A 16,170-nucleotide genomic window follows, 5' to 3' on the forward strand; every position below is an offset into this window, starting at 1 on the left:
AATGGCGAGCTATTTTATTGGCGTAGATGTGGGCACCGGAAGCGCGCGCGCGGGCGTATTCGATCTCAATGGCCGCATGGTCGGCCAGGCCAGCCGGGCCATCGATCTGTACCGGCCGAAGGCGGATTTCGTCGAGCAGTCGTCGGATAACATCTGGCAGGCGGTGTGCAATGCGGTGCGCGACGCGGTCAACCAGGCCGACATCAACCCGATCCAGGTCAAGGGGTTGGGCTTCGACGCCACCTGTTCGCTGGTGGTGCTGGATAAAGAGGGCAAGCCGCTGACCGTCAGCCCCTCCGGCCGCACCGAACAGAACATCATCGTGTGGATGGATCACCGGGCGATCGCCCAGGCCGAGCGCATCAACGCCACCAAACACCGGGTGCTGGACTTCGTCGGCGGCATTATCTCGCCGGAGATGCAGACGCCGAAACTGCTGTGGCTGAAACAGCACATGCCCACCACCTGGGCCAACGCCGGCTACCTGTTCGATCTGCCGGACTTCCTCACCTGGCGCGCCACCCAGGATGCCACCCGCTCGCTGTGTTCGACGGTATGCAAGTGGACCTATCTCGGCCACGAACAGCGCTGGGACAAGAGCTACTTCCAGCAGATCGGGCTGGAAGACGTGCTGGAACATGACGCGGCCAAGATCGGCAGCGACGTCAAAATGATGGGCGAGCCGCTGGGCCACGGCCTGACCCAGCGCGCCGCCGGCGAGATGGGGCTGATCGCCGGCACGGCGGTGAGCGTGTCGATCATCGACGCCCACGCCGGCACCCTCGGCACGCTGGGCGCCACCGGCGTCTCCGGCGAGGTGGCCGACTTCAATCGCCGCGTCGCGCTGATCGGCGGCACCTCCACCGGCCATATGGCGATGTCGCGCACCGCGCGCTTTATCGGCGGCGTCTGGGGGCCGTATTACTCGGCGATCCTGCCGGAATACTGGCTGAACGAAGGCGGCCAGTCCGCCACCGGCGCGCTGATCGACCACGTCATCCAGTCGCACCCGTGCTACCCGGAGCTACTGACGCAGGCGAAAACTCAGGGGCAGACCATCTATGAGGTGTTGAACGCCATTCTGCGCCGCATGGCCGGCGAGCCGGAGAATATCGCCTTCCTGACGCAGGACATTCATATGCTGCCGTACTTCCACGGCAACCGCTCGCCGCGCGCCAACCCGACGCTGACCGGCATCCTGACCGGGCTGAAGCTGTCGCGCACGCCGGAGGACATGGCGCTGCACTACCTGGCCACCATTCAGGCCATCGCGCTCGGCACCCGCCACATCATCGAAACCATGAACCACAGCGGCTACAGCATCGACACCATTATGGCCAGCGGCGGCGGCACCAAGAACCCGATCTTCGTGCAGGAGCACGCCAACGCCACCGGCTGCGCCATGCTGCTGCCGGAGGAGAGCGAAGCGATGCTGCTCGGCGGCGCGATGATGGGCACCGTGGCGGCGGGCGTGTTCGACACCCTGCCGGAGGCGATGAGCGCCATGAGCCGCATCGGCAAGACGGTCACGCCGCAGACCAACCAGATAAAAAGCTACTACGACCGCAAATACCGGGTATTCCACGAGCTGTACAACGACCACATGAAATACCGCCGGTTGATGCAGGAGGAGGCGTGATGCAGCAGGAATGGCGGCAGGCGGTGCAGGGTTGGCAAACCTACAGTCAGGAGCTGGCGCAGCTGGGCGAGCGCCTCGACGCGCGCACCTGGCAGCGGCTGTTGACGCTGCTGGCCGACTGCCGCGGTAAAATCGCCGTCACCGGCGTCGGCACCTCGGGGATTGCGGCGCGCAAGATAGCCCACATGCTGGCCTGCGTGGAACGGCCGGCGGTCTACCTCGACGCCACCGGCGCGGCGCACGGCGATCTGGGTTTTCTGCGCGCCGACGATCTGCTGATCCTGATCTCGCGCGGCGGCAATTCCGACGAGCTGACCCGCCTGCTGCCGACGCTGCAGGCCAAGGGCGTGACGCTGATCGCGGTGACGGAAAACCCGCATTCCGCCATCGCACAGGCGGCGCAGTTGACGATCGCCACCGGGGTGCAAAAGGAGATAGATCCGCTGAACATGCTGGCCACCACCTCAATTGTGCTGGTGCTGGCGATCTTCGACGCCGCCTGCGCCTGCCTGATGGCGCGCAGCGGTTACGACAAGGACGCCTTGCTGGCGGTGCATCCGGGCGGCGGCGTGGGGAAAAGCTTGCGGGAGGAAAACTGAGGGCCCGACACGGCGGGCCCGGCAGACATTACAGCGGCATGTAGATATCGAAACGGTGGCTTTTGGTCAGCGTGGCGGCGTGCGCCGGCACGTCGGCCAGCGGCGGCGCGTAGTCCGGGCGCTTCACCACCACGCGCTTGGTCGCCAAACGGCGCGCCGGCTCCAGCAGGCCGTCGGCGTCATCGTCGCTGCCCACCAGCGATTGAAACACCCGCATCTCTTTCTTCACCAGCGCGCTTTTTTGCTTGTGCGGGAACATCGGATCGAGATACACCACTTCGGGGCGCGGGCTGAGATCCGCCAGCGCCGTCAGGCTGGAGGCGTGCAGCAGCGTCAGGCGCTCGCGCAGCCACGGGCCGATTTCCGCATCCTGATAGCCGCGCTGCAGGCCGTCGTCCAGCAACGCCGCCACCACCGGATTGCGCTCCAGCATCCGCACCCGACAGCCCAGCGCCGCCAGCACGAAGGCGTCGCGCCCCAGCCCGGCGGTAGCGTCCACCACGTCCGGCAGATAGCTGCCCTTGATGCCGACCGCTTTGGCCACCGCCTCGCCGCGGCCGCCGCCGAAGCGGCGCCGGTGCGCCATGGTGCCGGTGACGAAATCGACGTAGATTCCGCCGAGCTTCGGCTCGTCGCGCTTGCGCAGCTCCAGCCGCTGCGGGGTCAGTACCAGCGCCATCGGCGCGTCGTCGTCGGACGTCAGCCGCCAGCGCTGCGCCAAAACAGACAAGGCGCCGGGATCGGCGCCTGCTTCACACAATAAACACACGCTCACGTGTCGGGTTATCCTTTAATGCCGTAATGGCGCAGCATAGCATCCAGCTGCGGCTCGCGGCCACGGAAGCGTTTGAACAGCGCCATCGGCTCTTCCGAACCGCCGCGCGACAGGATGTTGTCGAGGAAGGATTTGCCGGTTTCGGCGTTGAAAATCCCTTCTTCTTCGAAGCGCGAGTAGGCGTCGGCCGACAGCACTTCCGCCCACAGGTAGCTGTAGTAACCCGCCGCATAGCCGCCGGCAAAGATGTGGCTGAAGGCGTGCGGGAAGCGGCCCCAGCTTGGCGAAGGCACCACCGCCACCATTTTCTTCACTTCCGCCAGCGTCGGCAGGATCTGCGCCCCTTTTTCCGGGCTGTATTCGAAGTGCATGCGGAAATCGAACAGGCCGAACTCCAGCTGGCGCAGGATGAACAGCGCCGCCTGGTAATTCTTGGCCGCCAGCAGCTTGTCGAGCATGGCCTTCGGCAGCGGCTCGCCGCTCTGGTAATGGCCCGAGATAAACGCCAGCGCTTCCGGCTCCCAGCACCAGTTTTCCATAAACTGGCTCGGCAGCTCGACCGCATCCCACGGCACCCCGTTGATGCCGGAGACGCCGGCGGTATCGATCTGCGTCAGCATGTGGTGCAAACCGTGGCCGAACTCGTGGAACAGCGTGGTCACTTCGTTATGGGTGAACAGCGCCGGCTGGTCGCCCAGCGGGCGGTTGAAATTGCAGGTCAGGTAAGCGACCGGCTTTTGCAGCGTGCCGTCAGCCTTGCGCAGGCTGCCGACGCAGTCGTCCATCCAGGCGCCGCCGCGTTTGTTTTCGCGGGCGTACAAATCGAGATAGAAGCTGCCGCGCAGCTCGCCGTCGGCGGCGAACAGATCGAAGAAGCGCACGTCCGGATGCCAGGTCTCCACGTCTTTACGCTCTTTGGCGGTGATGCCGTAGATGCGTTTCACCACTTCGAACAGCCCTTCCACCACCCGCTGTTCCGGGAAGTACGGGCGCAGCTGCTCGTCGCTGATGGAGAACAGGTGCTGCTTCTGTTTTTCGCCGTAATAGGTGATGTCCCAGGCTTCGAGCTCGTCCACGTCATAGTGCTGTTTGGCGAAGGCGCGCAGCTGCGCCAGCTCTTGCTCGGCCTGCGGGCGGGCGCGCTTGGCCAGATCGCTCAGGAAGCCGATCACCTGCTCCGGGCTTTCCGCCATTTTGGTCGCCAGCGACTTGTCGGCGTAGGTGTCGAAGCCCAGCAGCTGAGCCAGCTCGTGGCGCAGCGCCAGCGTTTCCGCCATCACTTCGCTGTTGTCCCATTTGCCGGCGTTCGGCCCCTGATCGGAGGCGCGGGTGGCGAAGGCGCGGTACATCTCTTCGCGCAGCGCGCGGTTGTCGGCGTAGGTCAACACCGGCAGGTAGCTCGGCATGTCCAGCGTCAGCAGCCAACCGTCCTGCTCTTTGGCCTGCGCCATCGCCTGTGCCTGCGCCAGGGCGCTCTCCGGCAGGCCGCTCAGCTCGGCTTCGTCGGTAATCAGTTTGCTCCAGCCCATGGTGGCGTCGAGCACGTTGTTGCTGTAGGTGGAACCCAGTTCGGACAGGCGCGCGACGATCTCGCCGTAGCGCTGCTGTTTATCCGCCGACAGGCCGATGCCCGACAGTTCGAAATCGCGCAGCGCGTTGTCCACCGCCTTGCGCTGCGGCACGCTCAGCGCCTCGAACGCCGCGCCCTCTTTCAGGCTGCGGTAGGCCTGATACAGCCCTTCGTGCTGGCCGACCCAGGTGCCGTATTCGGACAGCAGCGGCAGCGCTTGCTCATAGGCGGCGCGCAGCTCCGGGCTGTTTTTCACCGAGTTCAGGTGCCCGATCGGCGACCAGATGCGCGACAGCCGATCGTCCGACTCCGCCAGCGGCTGACACAGATTGTCCCAGGTGAACGGCCCCGGCTGCGCGACCACGCGCTCTACCGCGGCACGGCAGTCCGCCAGCGCGGATTGCACCGCAGGCACGATATCTTCAGGGCGGATCGCCGAGAACGGCGGCAGGGAAAACGGGGTCAGCAACGGATTTGTCATAGGGCAGTCCTGATTAGCGTTGGGGCCCGCCGTGGGGCGAGCCTTAAAATGCGTATGAATCTCTAACATGGAGCCAGACAACAGGAAAATCAATGCCCGGCGTTGATCGTTGGTGCCTTAAACGGCGCTTTGGCGGATGCGGGCGGCCAGCGCCGCCAGCTGCTCGTCGTCGGCGCGCGCGGCGTCGTGGGAGGAGATATAGCCCTCGTAACGCGCGAAAAACTTCGGCGAGGTCGATTCGATCGGCCGCCACTGCTCCAGCGACGCGGTGCCGTGCAGCGGGATCAGTTTGGCGTGCACGTGGTCGACGCCGTAACCTTCGAACACCATGCCGCAGCGGCCGACGTCGTCGAACGCGCGGTCCAGCTGCTTCGCCACCCGCTTGGTCGCCAGCATCAACGCGCTCAATACCTCGTCCGGCAGGTCAAAGGCATAGCTCGGGTGGTGCGCCTTGGGGATCACCACGCTGAAACCGTCGGTGTTGGGAAAGATGGACAGGAATGCCAGATGGTCGTCGTCTTCCCAGATTTTATGGCACGGCGCCTTGCCCGCCACGATGTCGCAAAAAATGCAGCTCATCCTTTCTCCTTGTGATTCACAGCGTTTCAACCCATTCGAACGCTTCGAACACCGGCCGCCAGAACGCCCGTTTGCTCATCGTCCTGTCCCTTTCTGTGAACGTCTGCAGCAACGGAGTCCGGTTTTTCCCGGCCAGACAGTTTATACTGTGCAGATTATAAGCCTTATTGCATTGAATGCTCCGCCTGCGGAGCACAAGGAACCGCCACCCGTCATGTTAAGTTATCGCCACAGTTTCCACGCCGGCAACCACGCCGACGTGCTCAAGCACACCGTTCAGAGCCTGATCATCGAGTCGCTGAAGGAAAAAGAGAAGCCGTTCCTGTATCTGGATACCCACTCGGGCGCGGGCCGTTATCAGCTCAGCGGCGAACACGCCGAGCGCACCGGCGAATACTTGGAAGGCATCGGCCTGCTGTGGCAGCGCGACGATCTGCCGGAAGAGCTGGCGGCCTACATGAGCGTGGTGCACAACTTCAACCGTTCCGGCACGCTGCGCTACTACCCCGGTTCGCCGCTGATCGCCCGCCAGCTGCTGCGCCCGCAGGACAAAATTCACCTGACCGAGCTGCACCCGAGCGACTACCCGCTGCTGCGCAGCGAGTTCCAGAAAGACGAGCGCGCCAAAGTGCAGCGCGCCGACGGCTATCAGCAGCTGAAATCCCAGCTGCCGCCCCTGTCGCGCCGCGGCCTGATCCTGATGGACCCGCCGTATGAAATGAAGACCGATTACCAGGACGTGGTCAAAGGCATTCAGGAAGGCTACAAGCGTTTCGCCACCGGCACCTACGCGCTGTGGTACCCGGTGGTGATGCGCCAGCAGATCAAACGCATGCTGCGCGATCTGGAAGCCACCGGCATTCGCCGCATTCTGCAGATCGAACTGGCGGTGAAACCCGACAGCGATCAGCGCGGCATGACCGCCTCCGGCATGATCGTCATCAACCCGCCGTGGAAACTGGAACAGCAGATGAAAAACGTGCTGCCGTGGCTGCACAAGGTGCTGGTGCCGTCGGGCATCGGCCACCATCTGGTGAACTGGGTGGTACCGGAATAATCCCCGGCAGGGCGCGGTTCGCCGCGCCCTGCGTCCACCTATCGCAGCCATCGACGCAATCTTTGCGACAAACCCCGGTCAGGCGTTAAACTCTTACCCTCTTCAAATTCACAACTCATGGAAATCCCAGATGACGAAACATTACGATTATCTAGCAATTGGCGGCGGCAGCGGCGGTATCGCATCGATCAACCGGGCAGCCATGTACGGCCAAAAGTGTGCGCTGATTGAAGCCAAAGAGCTGGGCGGCACCTGTGTAAACGTGGGTTGTGTACCGAAAAAAGTCATGTGGCACGCGGCGCAGATCGCCGAGGCCATCCATCAGTACGGCCCGGACTACGGCTTCGACACCACCGTCAACGCCTTCGACTGGAAGAAGCTGGTCGCCAACCGCACCGCCTATATCGACCGTATCCACAACTCCTACGACAACGTGCTGGGCAAGAACAAGGTCGACGTGATCAAAGGCTTCGCGCGCTTCGTGGATGCGCACACCGTGGAAGTGAACGGCGAGCTCATCACCGCCGACCACATCCTGATCGCCACCGGCGGCCGCCCGAGCCACCCGGCTATTCCGGGTGCGGAATACGGCATCGACTCCGACGGCTTCTTTGAGCTGGACGCTATGCCGAAGCGCGTCGCCGTAGTCGGCGCCGGCTATATCGCCGTGGAGATCGCCGGCGTGCTGAACGCGCTGGGCGCGGAAACGCACCTGTTCGTGCGCAAGCACGCGCCGCTGCGCAGCTTCGATCCGATGATCGTCGAAACCCTGGTGGAAGTGATGAACACCGAAGGACCGAGCCTGCATACCGAATCGGTGCCGAAAGCGATCGTCAAGAACGCCGACGGCAGCCTGACGCTGCAGCTGGAAAACGGCAAGGCATTCACCGTCGACTGTCTGATCTGGGCCATCGGCCGCGAACCGGCGACCGACAACCTGAACCTCGGCGTTACCGGGGTGAAGACCAACGAGCAAGGCTACATTGACGTCGATAAGTTCCAGAACACCAACGTCAAAGGCATCTACGCGGTGGGCGACAACACCGGCGCGGTAGAGCTGACCCCGGTCGCCGTGGCCGCCGGCCGCCGCCTGTCCGAGCGCCTGTTCAACAACAAGCCGGATGAGCACCTGGATTACAGCAACATCGCCACCGTGGTGTTCAGCCACCCGCCGATCGGCACCGTCGGCCTGACCGAGCCGGAAGCCATCGAGAAGTTCGGCGCAGACAACGTGAAGGTGTACAAATCCTCCTTCACCGCCATGTACAGCGCCGTGACGCAGCACCGCCAGCCGTGCCGCATGAAGCTGGTGTGCGCGGGTAAAGAAGAGAAGATCGTCGGCCTGCACGGCATCGGCTTCGGCATGGATGAAATCCTGCAGGGCTTCGCCGTGGCGGTGAAGATGGGCGCCACCAAGAAGGACTTCGACAACACCGTGGCGATCCACCCGACCGCGGCGGAAGAGTTCGTTACCATGCGCTGAGGCGCAGCCTCGCCGAGTTCCGGCGTATAACAGGCCAGGCGCGAAAGCGTCTGGCTTTTTTATTTATCTCGTTCGCCTCACGGCGCCCGGCGGTAGTGATCGCGAAGAAACACCGGCAAATCGTTCGCCGGCGAAGCGAAGGGCACCTGATAGAGCATATCGCCGACAAAACCGCGATGATAGGTCGCGTGGTTGACGACATGCAGCACGATTTCCTGGCGCGTCATGCGACCTTCCCCCCCGCCGACGAATTCGAACTGCACCACCTGCGCCAGCGCCTCGGACGACCAGTTATCCACCTGTTCGATATACCAGTGGTCCATTTCCTCCACCGCACACCGCAGAGCGTCAAGCGCAGGCGTTTGCTCGGTGTTGCGCGCGAGGTAGCCATGTTTTCGACCTTGCAGGTGGTGCCTGAAGATATCGTCCACCACATAGACATGATTCAAGGTATGCACCATATTGCCAAAACGGGTCGGCCGCGGCCGCAAGGCTTCACCGGCCGGCAAAGACATCACGGTGTCAAAGGTCAGCGCATTCGCCCACGCTTTGTAACGTACCAGCATTTTCAACGTATCGATGACCGTCGTCGGCTGAGTGATATCAGCTTCGACGGGGGTATCGTTTTGTGGCATCGCAAACATACTGTTCACTCCTTATCATCGGATGAAAATCGATATTCCGTTCAGCCGCACACAGTGCGGCGACGCGTTCTACGCCGTGCCAATCCCTTGCAACCGCCCTTCGACCTGAATGCGCGTATTGCCGCCCACCCAAATCCGGCCACCCTCGTCGCGGGTGATATGCACGTGCCCGTTGCGCCCACGACAGCGGCCCTGAGCGGCAATATATCCGCCGCTGACCACGCCGCTTGCGAACAACCACTGGGCCAGGGAGGCATTGAGACTGCCGGTGACCGGATCTTCGACGATAGCGCCAAGATGATCGCTCAAAAAAGCGCGCACTTCGAAGGCTGCGTCACCCTCGGCATGTGGGCCGACGACGCCAATGTCCACTCTGCGCGGCCAGCTTCTCGCCGGCGTCAGGGAAAGTACCCGCTCGGCGCTGGCCAGCCGGATCCCCAGCCACCCCGGGCCATTATCGATCCAGGCGGCATCGAGCACCTCATCAGACGCGATCCCCAAAAACCGCAACGCGTCGGCCAACGTCTCTCCTGACGGCGCCCCGGAACGAATCAACGGTGGCGCGGCAAAACACAACCGCCCTCCCTCGCGACGAATGCTCACCAATCCTGCTCCGCACTCCTGGATGATCTCCGTCTCGTTGCTGGGCGCCCCTCCCAGAGCGAGCCAGGCATGGCAGCTGCCCAACGTCGGGTGCCCGGCAAACGGCATTTCACGATCCAGCGTGAATATTCGCACCCGGTAATCCGCCTGCGGGTGCGTCGGCGGCAGTAAAAAGGCCGTCTCCGACAGGTTGAACCAACGCGTCAAGCGCTGCATGTCCTCCGTCGACAACGCTCCGGCGCCCGCGATCACCGCCAACGGATTGCCGGCGAGTGGCCCGGCGCCAAAGACATCCACCATCTGCATGCCAAAAACCATCGCCTCTCTCCTCAGGTTAACGCCGGGCGTGCATGATTACCCCCGCGATATCAACAGCTCCAGGCCCACGCAAGCGAACAGCAGCGCAAGCATTCCTTCAATCCAGCGCCTCACCCGGGTATAAAACGCGATCATCGGCGCCGTTGAGAACAGCAGGGCATACCCCCCGAAAATCGTCACGCCGAGCAACGCACAACCGCCGATAATCGCCGGTAAAACGCCTTCAGGCGCCCCTTGTCGCAAACCCAGCGACATGATCGCCATCCAGGACATGATGGCCTTGGGATTACCGAGATGCATCAGCACGCCCTGCCGATACAACTTCCGATAAGATCGCCCGCCATCCCCTGCCGCTATCCCTGTCGAGACGGGAGACGCCCGTAATGCGGATTGGCCGGCGCGCAGCGCCAGATACAGCATATACACGCCGCCGACGATTTTGATGGCCCACAGCGCCTGCGCATACGTGGCCAGCACGGCGGAAAGGCCGGTCGCGGCCAACAGTGCCCAGCACAGCGATCCGGTCACCACCCCGGCAGCCAGCGCCAGTGCGGGTGAGCGGCCGTCACGCATCGCCACGCCCATGATCGCCATGTTGCTGGGGCCCGGACTGGCGGTTGCGAGAAGATATGCGCCATAAACCAACGCAAGCTGACTGACATTCATGGAAAAACTCCGCTGACCCGCCTTGCGGCCGAGACGTTGTTGAAAACTCAGGGACTCTTCACCAACATAGTATGTGTTACACTTTTCACCTATTTAAATAGTGTCACGTGACACTATTCATTTTTCGGAGCATCACCATGCGGCTTCAATCGCCCTGGCAACCTCGCCTGGCCAATGCGGAAGTCACCACCGTCGAGCGGCTGGTGTTGGCGTTAGGCGACGACATTATCGAGGGTAAATTGCAGGGTGGCGATCGTCTGCCGGCTCACCGTACGCTCGCCTGGCAATTAGAGATCGGTCTGGGCACGGTGACCAAAGCCTATGCCATCCTGGAACGACGCGGGTTGGTACGCAGCGTGAAAGGCCGCGGGATGTTCGTGGCGATTCGCCACGCCCGTGAAAAACGCGAAATCGATCTTTCGTCCAATGCGCCGCCGGCGGTGCTGACCGATCGTTTGCTGGCGCGCACGCTGGCCAGCATTGCGCGGAAAATGGATGCGGATCATCTGAACCTCTATTCCCCTCCGACCGGGCATCTGGAGCACCGACGTTTGTTGGCCCGCTGGCTCGAAAACGTCGGCGTCACGATCGAACCGTCGAATCTGGCGCTGACCAGCAATGCCCGTCAGGCGATTTCACTGGCTTTTGACCTGGCCTGCGGGCCACGCGGGACGATACTGACGGAGAGAATCAGCTATCCCGGTGCGATCGCGCTGGCCCGGCGCAAAGGCCATTGCTTGATCGGTATCGATATCGATGCGCAAGGCATGGTGCCGCAAGCGCTGTCTCGCGCGCTCGAGCGTGTCTCCTGCGGCCATACTGCGGTCTATCTGACACCGACGCTGCATAACCCGACAACGGCCACCATGAGCGCCGAGCGCAGGCAGACTATCGTCGAGATATGCCGGCAGGCGAATGTCTGGATCATCGAGGATGGCGTGTATGCCTTGGGGCATTCAGCAACGCCTGCGCTCGCGACATTGGCACCCGAGCGGGTGTTCCATGTCAATGGCCTGTCGAAAACGCTCGGCCCGGGGTTGCGGATCGGTATGCTGACTCTGCCGCCCGGCATGCAAAACGCGGCGGAAGAAGCCTTGCAAGATATTCCCTTCGCGCCTTCGCCACTGTCTTGCGCAGTGGTGGGGGAGTGGCTGTCCAGCGGCGCGGTCGAGGCGATACCGCAAGCGTTGCGCCATGAGGCTCAGCGCAGAGTGCATCTGGCCACCTCGATATTCGACGCCGGCGAATGCGTATCGCATCCCGACGCTTATCATGTCTGGCTGCCGATGCCGCGCGAAACCGCTGAGTCTGTGGCCGCCGCCGCCGCATTGGCCAACGTAAAAGTGACGCCGCCGGACGCCGTGATGGTGGACCGCGACGAACGGGCAACGGGCATTCGCCTATGCCTGGGTTCCCCTTCGCTGGACGAGCTAACGGCAGGCCTGACGCAGCTGGCGCAGCTGTTGAAAGCACATCGGAACGGCTGACAAACGGAAGGGAAAGGTTACGCGCACGGGTCGACCGGTTCAGGCCTGTTCTTTTTGTGCGGTTTACTATTCCCTTCGCGCCCGCCTGCTTTTTCTGCCATTATTCTGCCTGATAAATTAGCGGGACTGATACAACCTCCCCGCGCCTCTGGAGAACACCGATGCTGTTCAAACTATGCAAAACCCTTGCGATGGCCTGCGTGGCCCTGATTATCGCCCAGAGCAGCGCGCTCAGCTTTACCCTGGAAGTGGCGGGCAAGATCGACAACGTGACCGACCCGGTCAACAAAAGCTATCTGTTCACCGATAAGCAGCTGTTGGCGATGCCGGTGCGCAGCATCACCACCTCCACTTCCTGGACGCCGCAGAGAAAATTTGAAGGGATTTCGGTGGCCGATATCCTGGAGCGCGTCGGCGCCAAGGGCGAGACGCTGACCTTCTATGCGCTGAACGACTATTACATCGACGTGCCGCTGTCCGACGTCAAAAAGTACAACATGATCCTGGCCTACAAGATGGACGGGGAGATGCTGAAGCTCAGAAACTTCGGCCCGCTGTTCCTGGTTTACCCGCGCGACGCCGCCGGGCCTGAACTGAACTCGCCGTTGTACAACTCGCGCTTTATCTGGCAAGTGGACAGGATCGTGATCAAATGAAGCTGACGACCTTTAAGAACGGCAGCAGGCTGGCGATCCCGGCCATTTTCGCCGCGCTGTTTTTAGTGGCTTCGACCGTCACGCTCTATTACTACAGCGCCACCCTGTCGAAGAAAGGGCTGTATGCCATCGCCGGCACGCAGGAGAACTACTCCTGGTCAATCGCCAAGTTCTCCATCAAGCTGGCGGAGTTCGACACGCTGGTCGAGCAGCAAAGCCACGCCGCGCAGGTGGACAACGACAACCTGCGGCTGCGGTTCGAAATCCTCTATTCGCGTTTTTACGTGCTGGAAACCGTCTCCGAATCGACCCAGCCGCTGTACGCCGAGCCGGGCTACCCGGAAGTGGTCAAACAGATGCGCCTGCAGATGGATCGCATCGATAAGCTGCTGAGCAGTCGGAAAATCGACTTCGGCCAGGTTTCCGCGGCCATGAGGGCCATCAAGCCTTACGCCATCGAAATGGCCAACCTGACCGACCACGCCGAGGTGAAGCAGCGCACCGCCGCCTATGAGGATTACATCGAGAAACGGCACATTATTTTCTATGGGCTGGTGATCGTCATGTTCTCGGTGATCGCACTGATCGCCATCACCCTGATCGTGTTCCGTCAGCAGCGGCTGACCATTCGCCAGCAGGCCAAGGCCATCGAGGCGGAGAAAGCGACGCGCACCAAAAACGCCTTCCTCGGTGCCATCGGCCACGAGCTGCGCACCTCATTGCAGAGCGTGATGTCGGCCATCGACGTGCTGGTGAATACCCGGGTGTCGGCTGAGCACGCGGACACCTTTCAGCGGCTGGAGACCGCCGCGCAGCAAATCGAAAGCCAGATGAAAGATCTGACCGACTATGCGCACCTCGACAGCGGCATGATGGAATTGCGCATCGTGCCGTTCGACGCGCAGAAGCTGATCGCGGAGACCGCCAACGAAATCGCCACCCTGACCCGCAAAGAGCAGGTCAAACTGAGCTGTGAAGTGGAATGCAGCCACCTGCTGGTGCACTCCGATCCGCTGCGCATCCGGCAGATTATCGTCAACCTGCTGACCAACGCCTACAAGTACACCGAAAGCGGCAGCATTACGCTGCACAGCTGCCTGCGCCGCCAGCCGGGCGGCAGTTCGTTGATTATCGAAGTGACCGACACCGGCATCGGTATCGAAAAAGACCAGCTCGATCAGATCTTCAAACCCTTTACCCAGCTGGATCAGTCGCATACCAAGCAGTATGCCGGCGTCGGGATGGGGCTGGCGATCGTGCACGGCCTGGTGACATTGCTCGACGGCACCATCACGGTGTACAGCGAAATCAAGAAGGGCAGCACCTTTATCGTCAGCATTCCGGTGCAGATCAGTGAAGACGAACGCGCCGACGCGCCCGCCGCCGCCAATGCCTCTCTGCAGCAGAAGCCGCAGCAGGTGCTGGTGGTGGATGACAACAAGTCGGTGGGTGACGCCTTTGCGGCGCTATTGGACAAGCTGGGCTACCAGCACGAACTGTGCGACTCGCCGGAGCGCGCGCTGCAGAAGCTGCTCAGACGCCCTTACGACGCGCTGTTGCTGGATCTGCAGATGCCGGGCATCGACGGCGCCGCCCTGGCCAGGCAGCTGCGCAACCGCCGCGGCCCCAACCGCCATGTGCCGATCATCGGCATCAGCGCCTACACGCCGGAGCAGCTGACGGCGGATCAGCGCGCCCTGTTCGATAACTACCTGATGAAGCCGGTTCGGCTGGATGCGCTGTCAAACGCACTGGCCGAGGTGTTCCCCGCTAAAGATTAAAACAGCGTTGCAGTGCGGCTTCGATCACATGGAGCCGCACCGGCTTTTCATAAGGGCCGAGCACATCGTACTCGCGCATCGCCTGAGCGATTTCCGACTCGCGTCGGTCGGTGCCCAGTTCGCCGGTCAGCACCAGTACCGGCGCGTCCGGGTTGTCGGAGGCGCGAATGGTGGCGATACAGCGATCCGCCGTTTCCTCACCGATCAGCCAGTCCACCACGTAGCCGTCGAACAGGCTTTGCTGCAATGCCTGACAGAAACTGTCGACGTCGTAAAACGCCACCGCGTTGAAGCCGCAGCCGCCGAGATACTTGGCCAGCTCATCGGCCGCCTGATGCGAATCGTCCAATACCGCGATGCTCAGCCGCTCGTCGTCGCCGAAGCCGGGCCGGATTTCGATCAGATCGACGCCGTAACGCGGGCCTGCCGGTGCCTCATCGGCGCGATAGATACGCCACTGCCCTTCCACGCGCAGCGCCACAAATTCCGCCGGCCGCCCGGCAGGAAGCTCATCGCCAATGTGCCCGACGCAAGGCATCGCCACCCCCGCCACGAAAAAGATGGCATCGCGCGCCATGTTTGGCTCGGTGGTCTCGTGTTCGGCGCTCAAATCGGCGATCGCCGCCGGCGTTTCTCCCAACGCGGCCGCGACGCTGTTGATCTGTTCCAGCGTCCAGGGGCTTTGCCCTTTCAGTTTGCGGTGCGCATGTGAAAAACTCAGATCCAAGATGCGGCTGAGCTCGCGGGCATGCTGACGTTTTCCAATCCCGTAATGTAAAAACAGCTCCCTGACCCGATTGGCAATCGACTGTGAATCGAATTTTTGGTGATTGTTATCCATTTGTTCCTTCGATTTTTTTTACTGATTTATCAGTCGTTTTGATTATTTCCGCTGAAAAAGCCACATCTAAAACTGGCATCTCATGCAATTATGCGTTAAAAACGTTGCTTGACATACCATGTTGCATCGTCAAACATGGTATCAAAAGAGACATACAGCAATACACTATAAAAAATAACACCAGCACGTTTTTTAATAATAACCATAGTAACACCAGGGAAAATTTGTTCCGTTGCCGCTACTGAGACGATGAGCACATCGCTCGGACTGCGCAAATCAAACGGGGCTTGAGCCTTTAGCGCTAATCTGTTTTACCCACTTTTAAGCCGGGATCCGTCAGGATCCCGGTTTTTTATTGCCCTGGCGCCGCGCCATCATACGGACTCACCCCGGAGCCGCAAATAAAAACGGAGCCGGCATGCCGGCTCCGTGGTCATTGCGATGATCGCTGAACGTCAGAAGCGCCAGGTAAAACCGGCGTTGACGCTGTTGTCCTGATGGTTCTGCGACAGCAGCCCGCCGTAGCCCAGCGACAGCGTGGCGTTTTCGTTCACCGCCACTTCCGCCCCCGCCTTCAGCACCATGCCGTCGCGCGAGACCGGTACGCTGTCCACCACGAACGGCGCGTTGCCGCCGTTGAACCGCAGCCCGGTACCTCGTTCCAGCCCGCCGTACTGATGTTGCCACCCCAGCTCACTGCGCAGCGCCACCGTCGTGCCCGGGGTCACCTGCCAGGCGGTGTCCGCGCGCAGGCCCAGCGTCGACACCGTCGCGTCCGTGTGCTGCTTGTCGCCGCGCAATGCCGCCGCGCCGCCGCTTTCCGCGATGCCGTTGTTCTCGAAGTTCACGTACGCCAGGTTCACAAACGGCTCCAGATTCAGCCACTCACCCTGCACGCTGTAGCCCGCTTCCGCGAACAGCTGCTCGGTGCGCGCGCTGTACTTCGCCGTGTCGCGGTCCGACTGCATCCCGTAGTTCACCGACCGCTTGG

The 16,170-nt window shown here is 61.9% G+C and carries 15 protein-coding genes; 7 read left to right on the forward strand and 8 right to left on the reverse strand.

Going from position 1 to position 16,170, the window contains the following annotated elements; genetic code table 11:
• Position 1 precedes the first annotated feature (1 nt).
• Both ACK3CV_RS23970 and ACK3CV_RS23975 read left to right on the forward strand, forming a co-directional pair.
• A complete protein-coding gene (locus ACK3CV_RS23970; RefSeq protein ID WP_039569021.1) occupies positions 2–1,639 on the forward strand; it encodes an FGGY-family carbohydrate kinase in 1,638 nt (545 codons plus the stop codon).
• Entirely contained in the window at positions 1,639–2,238 is a 600-nt protein-coding gene (locus ACK3CV_RS23975; RefSeq protein WP_033654479.1) for a KpsF/GutQ family sugar-phosphate isomerase, read from the forward strand. The genes ACK3CV_RS23970 and ACK3CV_RS23975 overlap by 1 nt, the downstream gene beginning before the upstream one ends.
• A 28-nt stretch (positions 2,239–2,266) precedes the next feature.
• Here the strand turns inward: ACK3CV_RS23975 and rsmJ are convergent, their stop codons facing one another.
• The 3 genes from rsmJ to ACK3CV_RS23990 form a co-directional block, all read right to left on the reverse strand.
• Positions 2,267–3,013 carry a 16S rRNA (guanine(1516)-N(2))-methyltransferase RsmJ gene (rsmJ, locus tag ACK3CV_RS23980; protein WP_033654480.1) on the reverse strand — a complete coding sequence of 249 codons (747 nt, stop codon included), beginning with the start codon at positions 3,011–3,013 and terminating at the stop codon, positions 2,267–2,269.
• Between the two features lie 8 nt (positions 3,014–3,021).
• Positions 3,022–5,064 (reverse strand): oligopeptidase A, encoded by a 2,043-nt coding sequence (prlC, locus tag ACK3CV_RS23985; RefSeq protein ID WP_060428724.1) that lies wholly within the window; start codon positions 5,062–5,064, stop codon positions 3,022–3,024.
• Between the two features lie 117 nt (positions 5,065–5,181).
• Entirely contained in the window at positions 5,182–5,643 is a 462-nt protein-coding gene (locus ACK3CV_RS23990) for an HIT family protein (RefSeq protein ID WP_033654482.1), read from the reverse strand.
• A 214-nt stretch (positions 5,644–5,857) separates the two neighbouring features.
• On the opposite strand from ACK3CV_RS23990, the gene ACK3CV_RS23995 reads away from it, so the two are divergent.
• Together ACK3CV_RS23995 and gorA are read left to right on the forward strand one after the other, a co-directional pair.
• Entirely contained in the window at positions 5,858–6,700 is an 843-nt protein-coding gene (locus ACK3CV_RS23995) for a 23S rRNA (adenine(2030)-N(6))-methyltransferase RlmJ (protein WP_004931012.1), read from the forward strand.
• 130 nt (positions 6,701–6,830) lie between these two features.
• Complete coding sequence (gene gorA, locus ACK3CV_RS24000; RefSeq protein WP_033649391.1) at positions 6,831–8,183, forward strand: glutathione-disulfide reductase; 1,353 nt, start codon at positions 6,831–6,833, stop codon at positions 8,181–8,183.
• 77 nt (positions 8,184–8,260) lie between these two features.
• Here the strand turns inward: gorA and ACK3CV_RS24005 are convergent, their stop codons facing one another.
• The 3 genes from ACK3CV_RS24005 to ACK3CV_RS24015 all read right to left on the reverse strand — a co-directional run bounded on the left by ACK3CV_RS24005 (position 8,261) and on the right by ACK3CV_RS24015 (position 10,414).
• Positions 8,261–8,827, reverse strand: coding sequence for a DinB family protein (locus tag ACK3CV_RS24005; RefSeq protein ID WP_223307129.1), 567 nt, complete (start codon positions 8,825–8,827; stop codon positions 8,261–8,263).
• A 69-nt stretch (positions 8,828–8,896) separates the two neighbouring features.
• Positions 8,897–9,748, reverse strand: a complete 852-nt coding sequence (locus tag ACK3CV_RS24010) for a PhzF family phenazine biosynthesis protein (RefSeq protein WP_047570104.1) — start codon at positions 9,746–9,748, stop codon at positions 8,897–8,899.
• A gap of 36 nt (positions 9,749–9,784) precedes the next feature.
• Positions 9,785–10,414 carry a LysE family translocator gene (locus tag ACK3CV_RS24015; RefSeq protein ID WP_033636389.1) on the reverse strand — a complete coding sequence of 210 codons (630 nt, stop codon included), beginning with the start codon at positions 10,412–10,414 and terminating at the stop codon, positions 9,785–9,787.
• 137 nt (positions 10,415–10,551) lie between these two features.
• On the opposite strand from ACK3CV_RS24015, the gene ACK3CV_RS24020 reads away from it, so the two are divergent.
• The 3 genes from ACK3CV_RS24020 (at position 10,552) to ACK3CV_RS24030 (ending at position 14,338) form a co-directional block, all read left to right on the forward strand.
• Positions 10,552–11,901 carry an aminotransferase-like domain-containing protein gene (locus ACK3CV_RS24020; RefSeq protein ID WP_164141681.1) on the forward strand — a complete coding sequence of 450 codons (1,350 nt, stop codon included), beginning with the start codon at positions 10,552–10,554 and terminating at the stop codon, positions 11,899–11,901.
• A gap of 161 nt (positions 11,902–12,062) precedes the next feature.
• Entirely contained in the window at positions 12,063–12,557 is a 495-nt protein-coding gene (locus tag ACK3CV_RS24025; protein WP_033636391.1) for a putative pterin-binding protein, read from the forward strand.
• Positions 12,554–14,338: an ATP-binding response regulator gene (locus tag ACK3CV_RS24030; protein ID WP_033636392.1), complete on the forward strand. Its 1,785-nt coding sequence runs from the start codon at positions 12,554–12,556 to the stop codon at positions 14,336–14,338. Before ACK3CV_RS24025 ends, ACK3CV_RS24030 begins: the two co-directional genes overlap by 4 nt.
• Here the strand turns inward: ACK3CV_RS24030 and ACK3CV_RS24035 are convergent.
• Both ACK3CV_RS24035 and ACK3CV_RS24040 read right to left on the reverse strand, forming a co-directional pair.
• Positions 14,328–15,179, reverse strand: coding sequence for a helix-turn-helix domain-containing protein (locus tag ACK3CV_RS24035; protein WP_033636393.1), 852 nt, complete (start codon positions 15,177–15,179; stop codon positions 14,328–14,330). The two genes, ACK3CV_RS24030 and ACK3CV_RS24035, sit on opposite strands and share 11 nt — an antisense overlap.
• Before the next feature lie 455 nt (positions 15,180–15,634).
• The coding region (locus ACK3CV_RS24040) for an autotransporter outer membrane beta-barrel domain-containing protein (RefSeq protein WP_489009905.1) at positions 15,635–16,170 on the reverse strand (536 nt) is incomplete at its 5' end.

Source organism: Serratia sp. TSO36, from assembly GCF_057808395.1.

What these genes read in the sequence shown, in the direction of transcription:
- ACK3CV_RS23970 (WP_039569021.1), top strand. Translation starts at nt 2, where the DNA reads ATGGCGAGCTATTTTATTGGCGTAGATGTGGGCACCGGAAGCGCGCGC.
- ACK3CV_RS23975 (WP_033654479.1), top strand. Translation starts at nt 1,639, where the DNA reads ATGCAGCAGGAATGGCGGCAGGCGGTGCAGGGTTGGCAAACCTACAGT.
- prlC (WP_060428724.1), bottom strand. Translation starts at nt 5,064, where the DNA reads ATGACAAATCCGTTGCTGACCCCGTTTTCCCTGCCGCCGTTCTCGGCG.
- ACK3CV_RS23990 (WP_033654482.1), bottom strand. Translation starts at nt 5,643, where the DNA reads ATGAGCTGCATTTTTTGCGACATCGTGGCGGGCAAGGCGCCGTGCCAT.
- ACK3CV_RS23995 (WP_004931012.1), top strand. Translation starts at nt 5,858, where the DNA reads ATGTTAAGTTATCGCCACAGTTTCCACGCCGGCAACCACGCCGACGTG.
- gorA (WP_033649391.1), top strand. Translation starts at nt 6,831, where the DNA reads ATGACGAAACATTACGATTATCTAGCAATTGGCGGCGGCAGCGGCGGT.
- ACK3CV_RS24005 (WP_223307129.1), bottom strand. Translation starts at nt 8,827, where the DNA reads ATGTTTGCGATGCCACAAAACGATACCCCCGTCGAAGCTGATATCACT.
- ACK3CV_RS24010 (WP_047570104.1), bottom strand. Translation starts at nt 9,748, where the DNA reads ATGGTTTTTGGCATGCAGATGGTGGATGTCTTTGGCGCCGGGCCACTC.
- ACK3CV_RS24015 (WP_033636389.1), bottom strand. Translation starts at nt 10,414, where the DNA reads ATGAATGTCAGTCAGCTTGCGTTGGTTTATGGCGCATATCTTCTCGCA.
- ACK3CV_RS24020 (WP_164141681.1), top strand. Translation starts at nt 10,552, where the DNA reads ATGCGGCTTCAATCGCCCTGGCAACCTCGCCTGGCCAATGCGGAAGTC.
- ACK3CV_RS24025 (WP_033636391.1), top strand. Translation starts at nt 12,063, where the DNA reads ATGCTGTTCAAACTATGCAAAACCCTTGCGATGGCCTGCGTGGCCCTG.
- ACK3CV_RS24030 (WP_033636392.1), top strand. Translation starts at nt 12,554, where the DNA reads ATGAAGCTGACGACCTTTAAGAACGGCAGCAGGCTGGCGATCCCGGCC.
- ACK3CV_RS24035 (WP_033636393.1), bottom strand. Translation starts at nt 15,179, where the DNA reads ATGGATAACAATCACCAAAAATTCGATTCACAGTCGATTGCCAATCGG.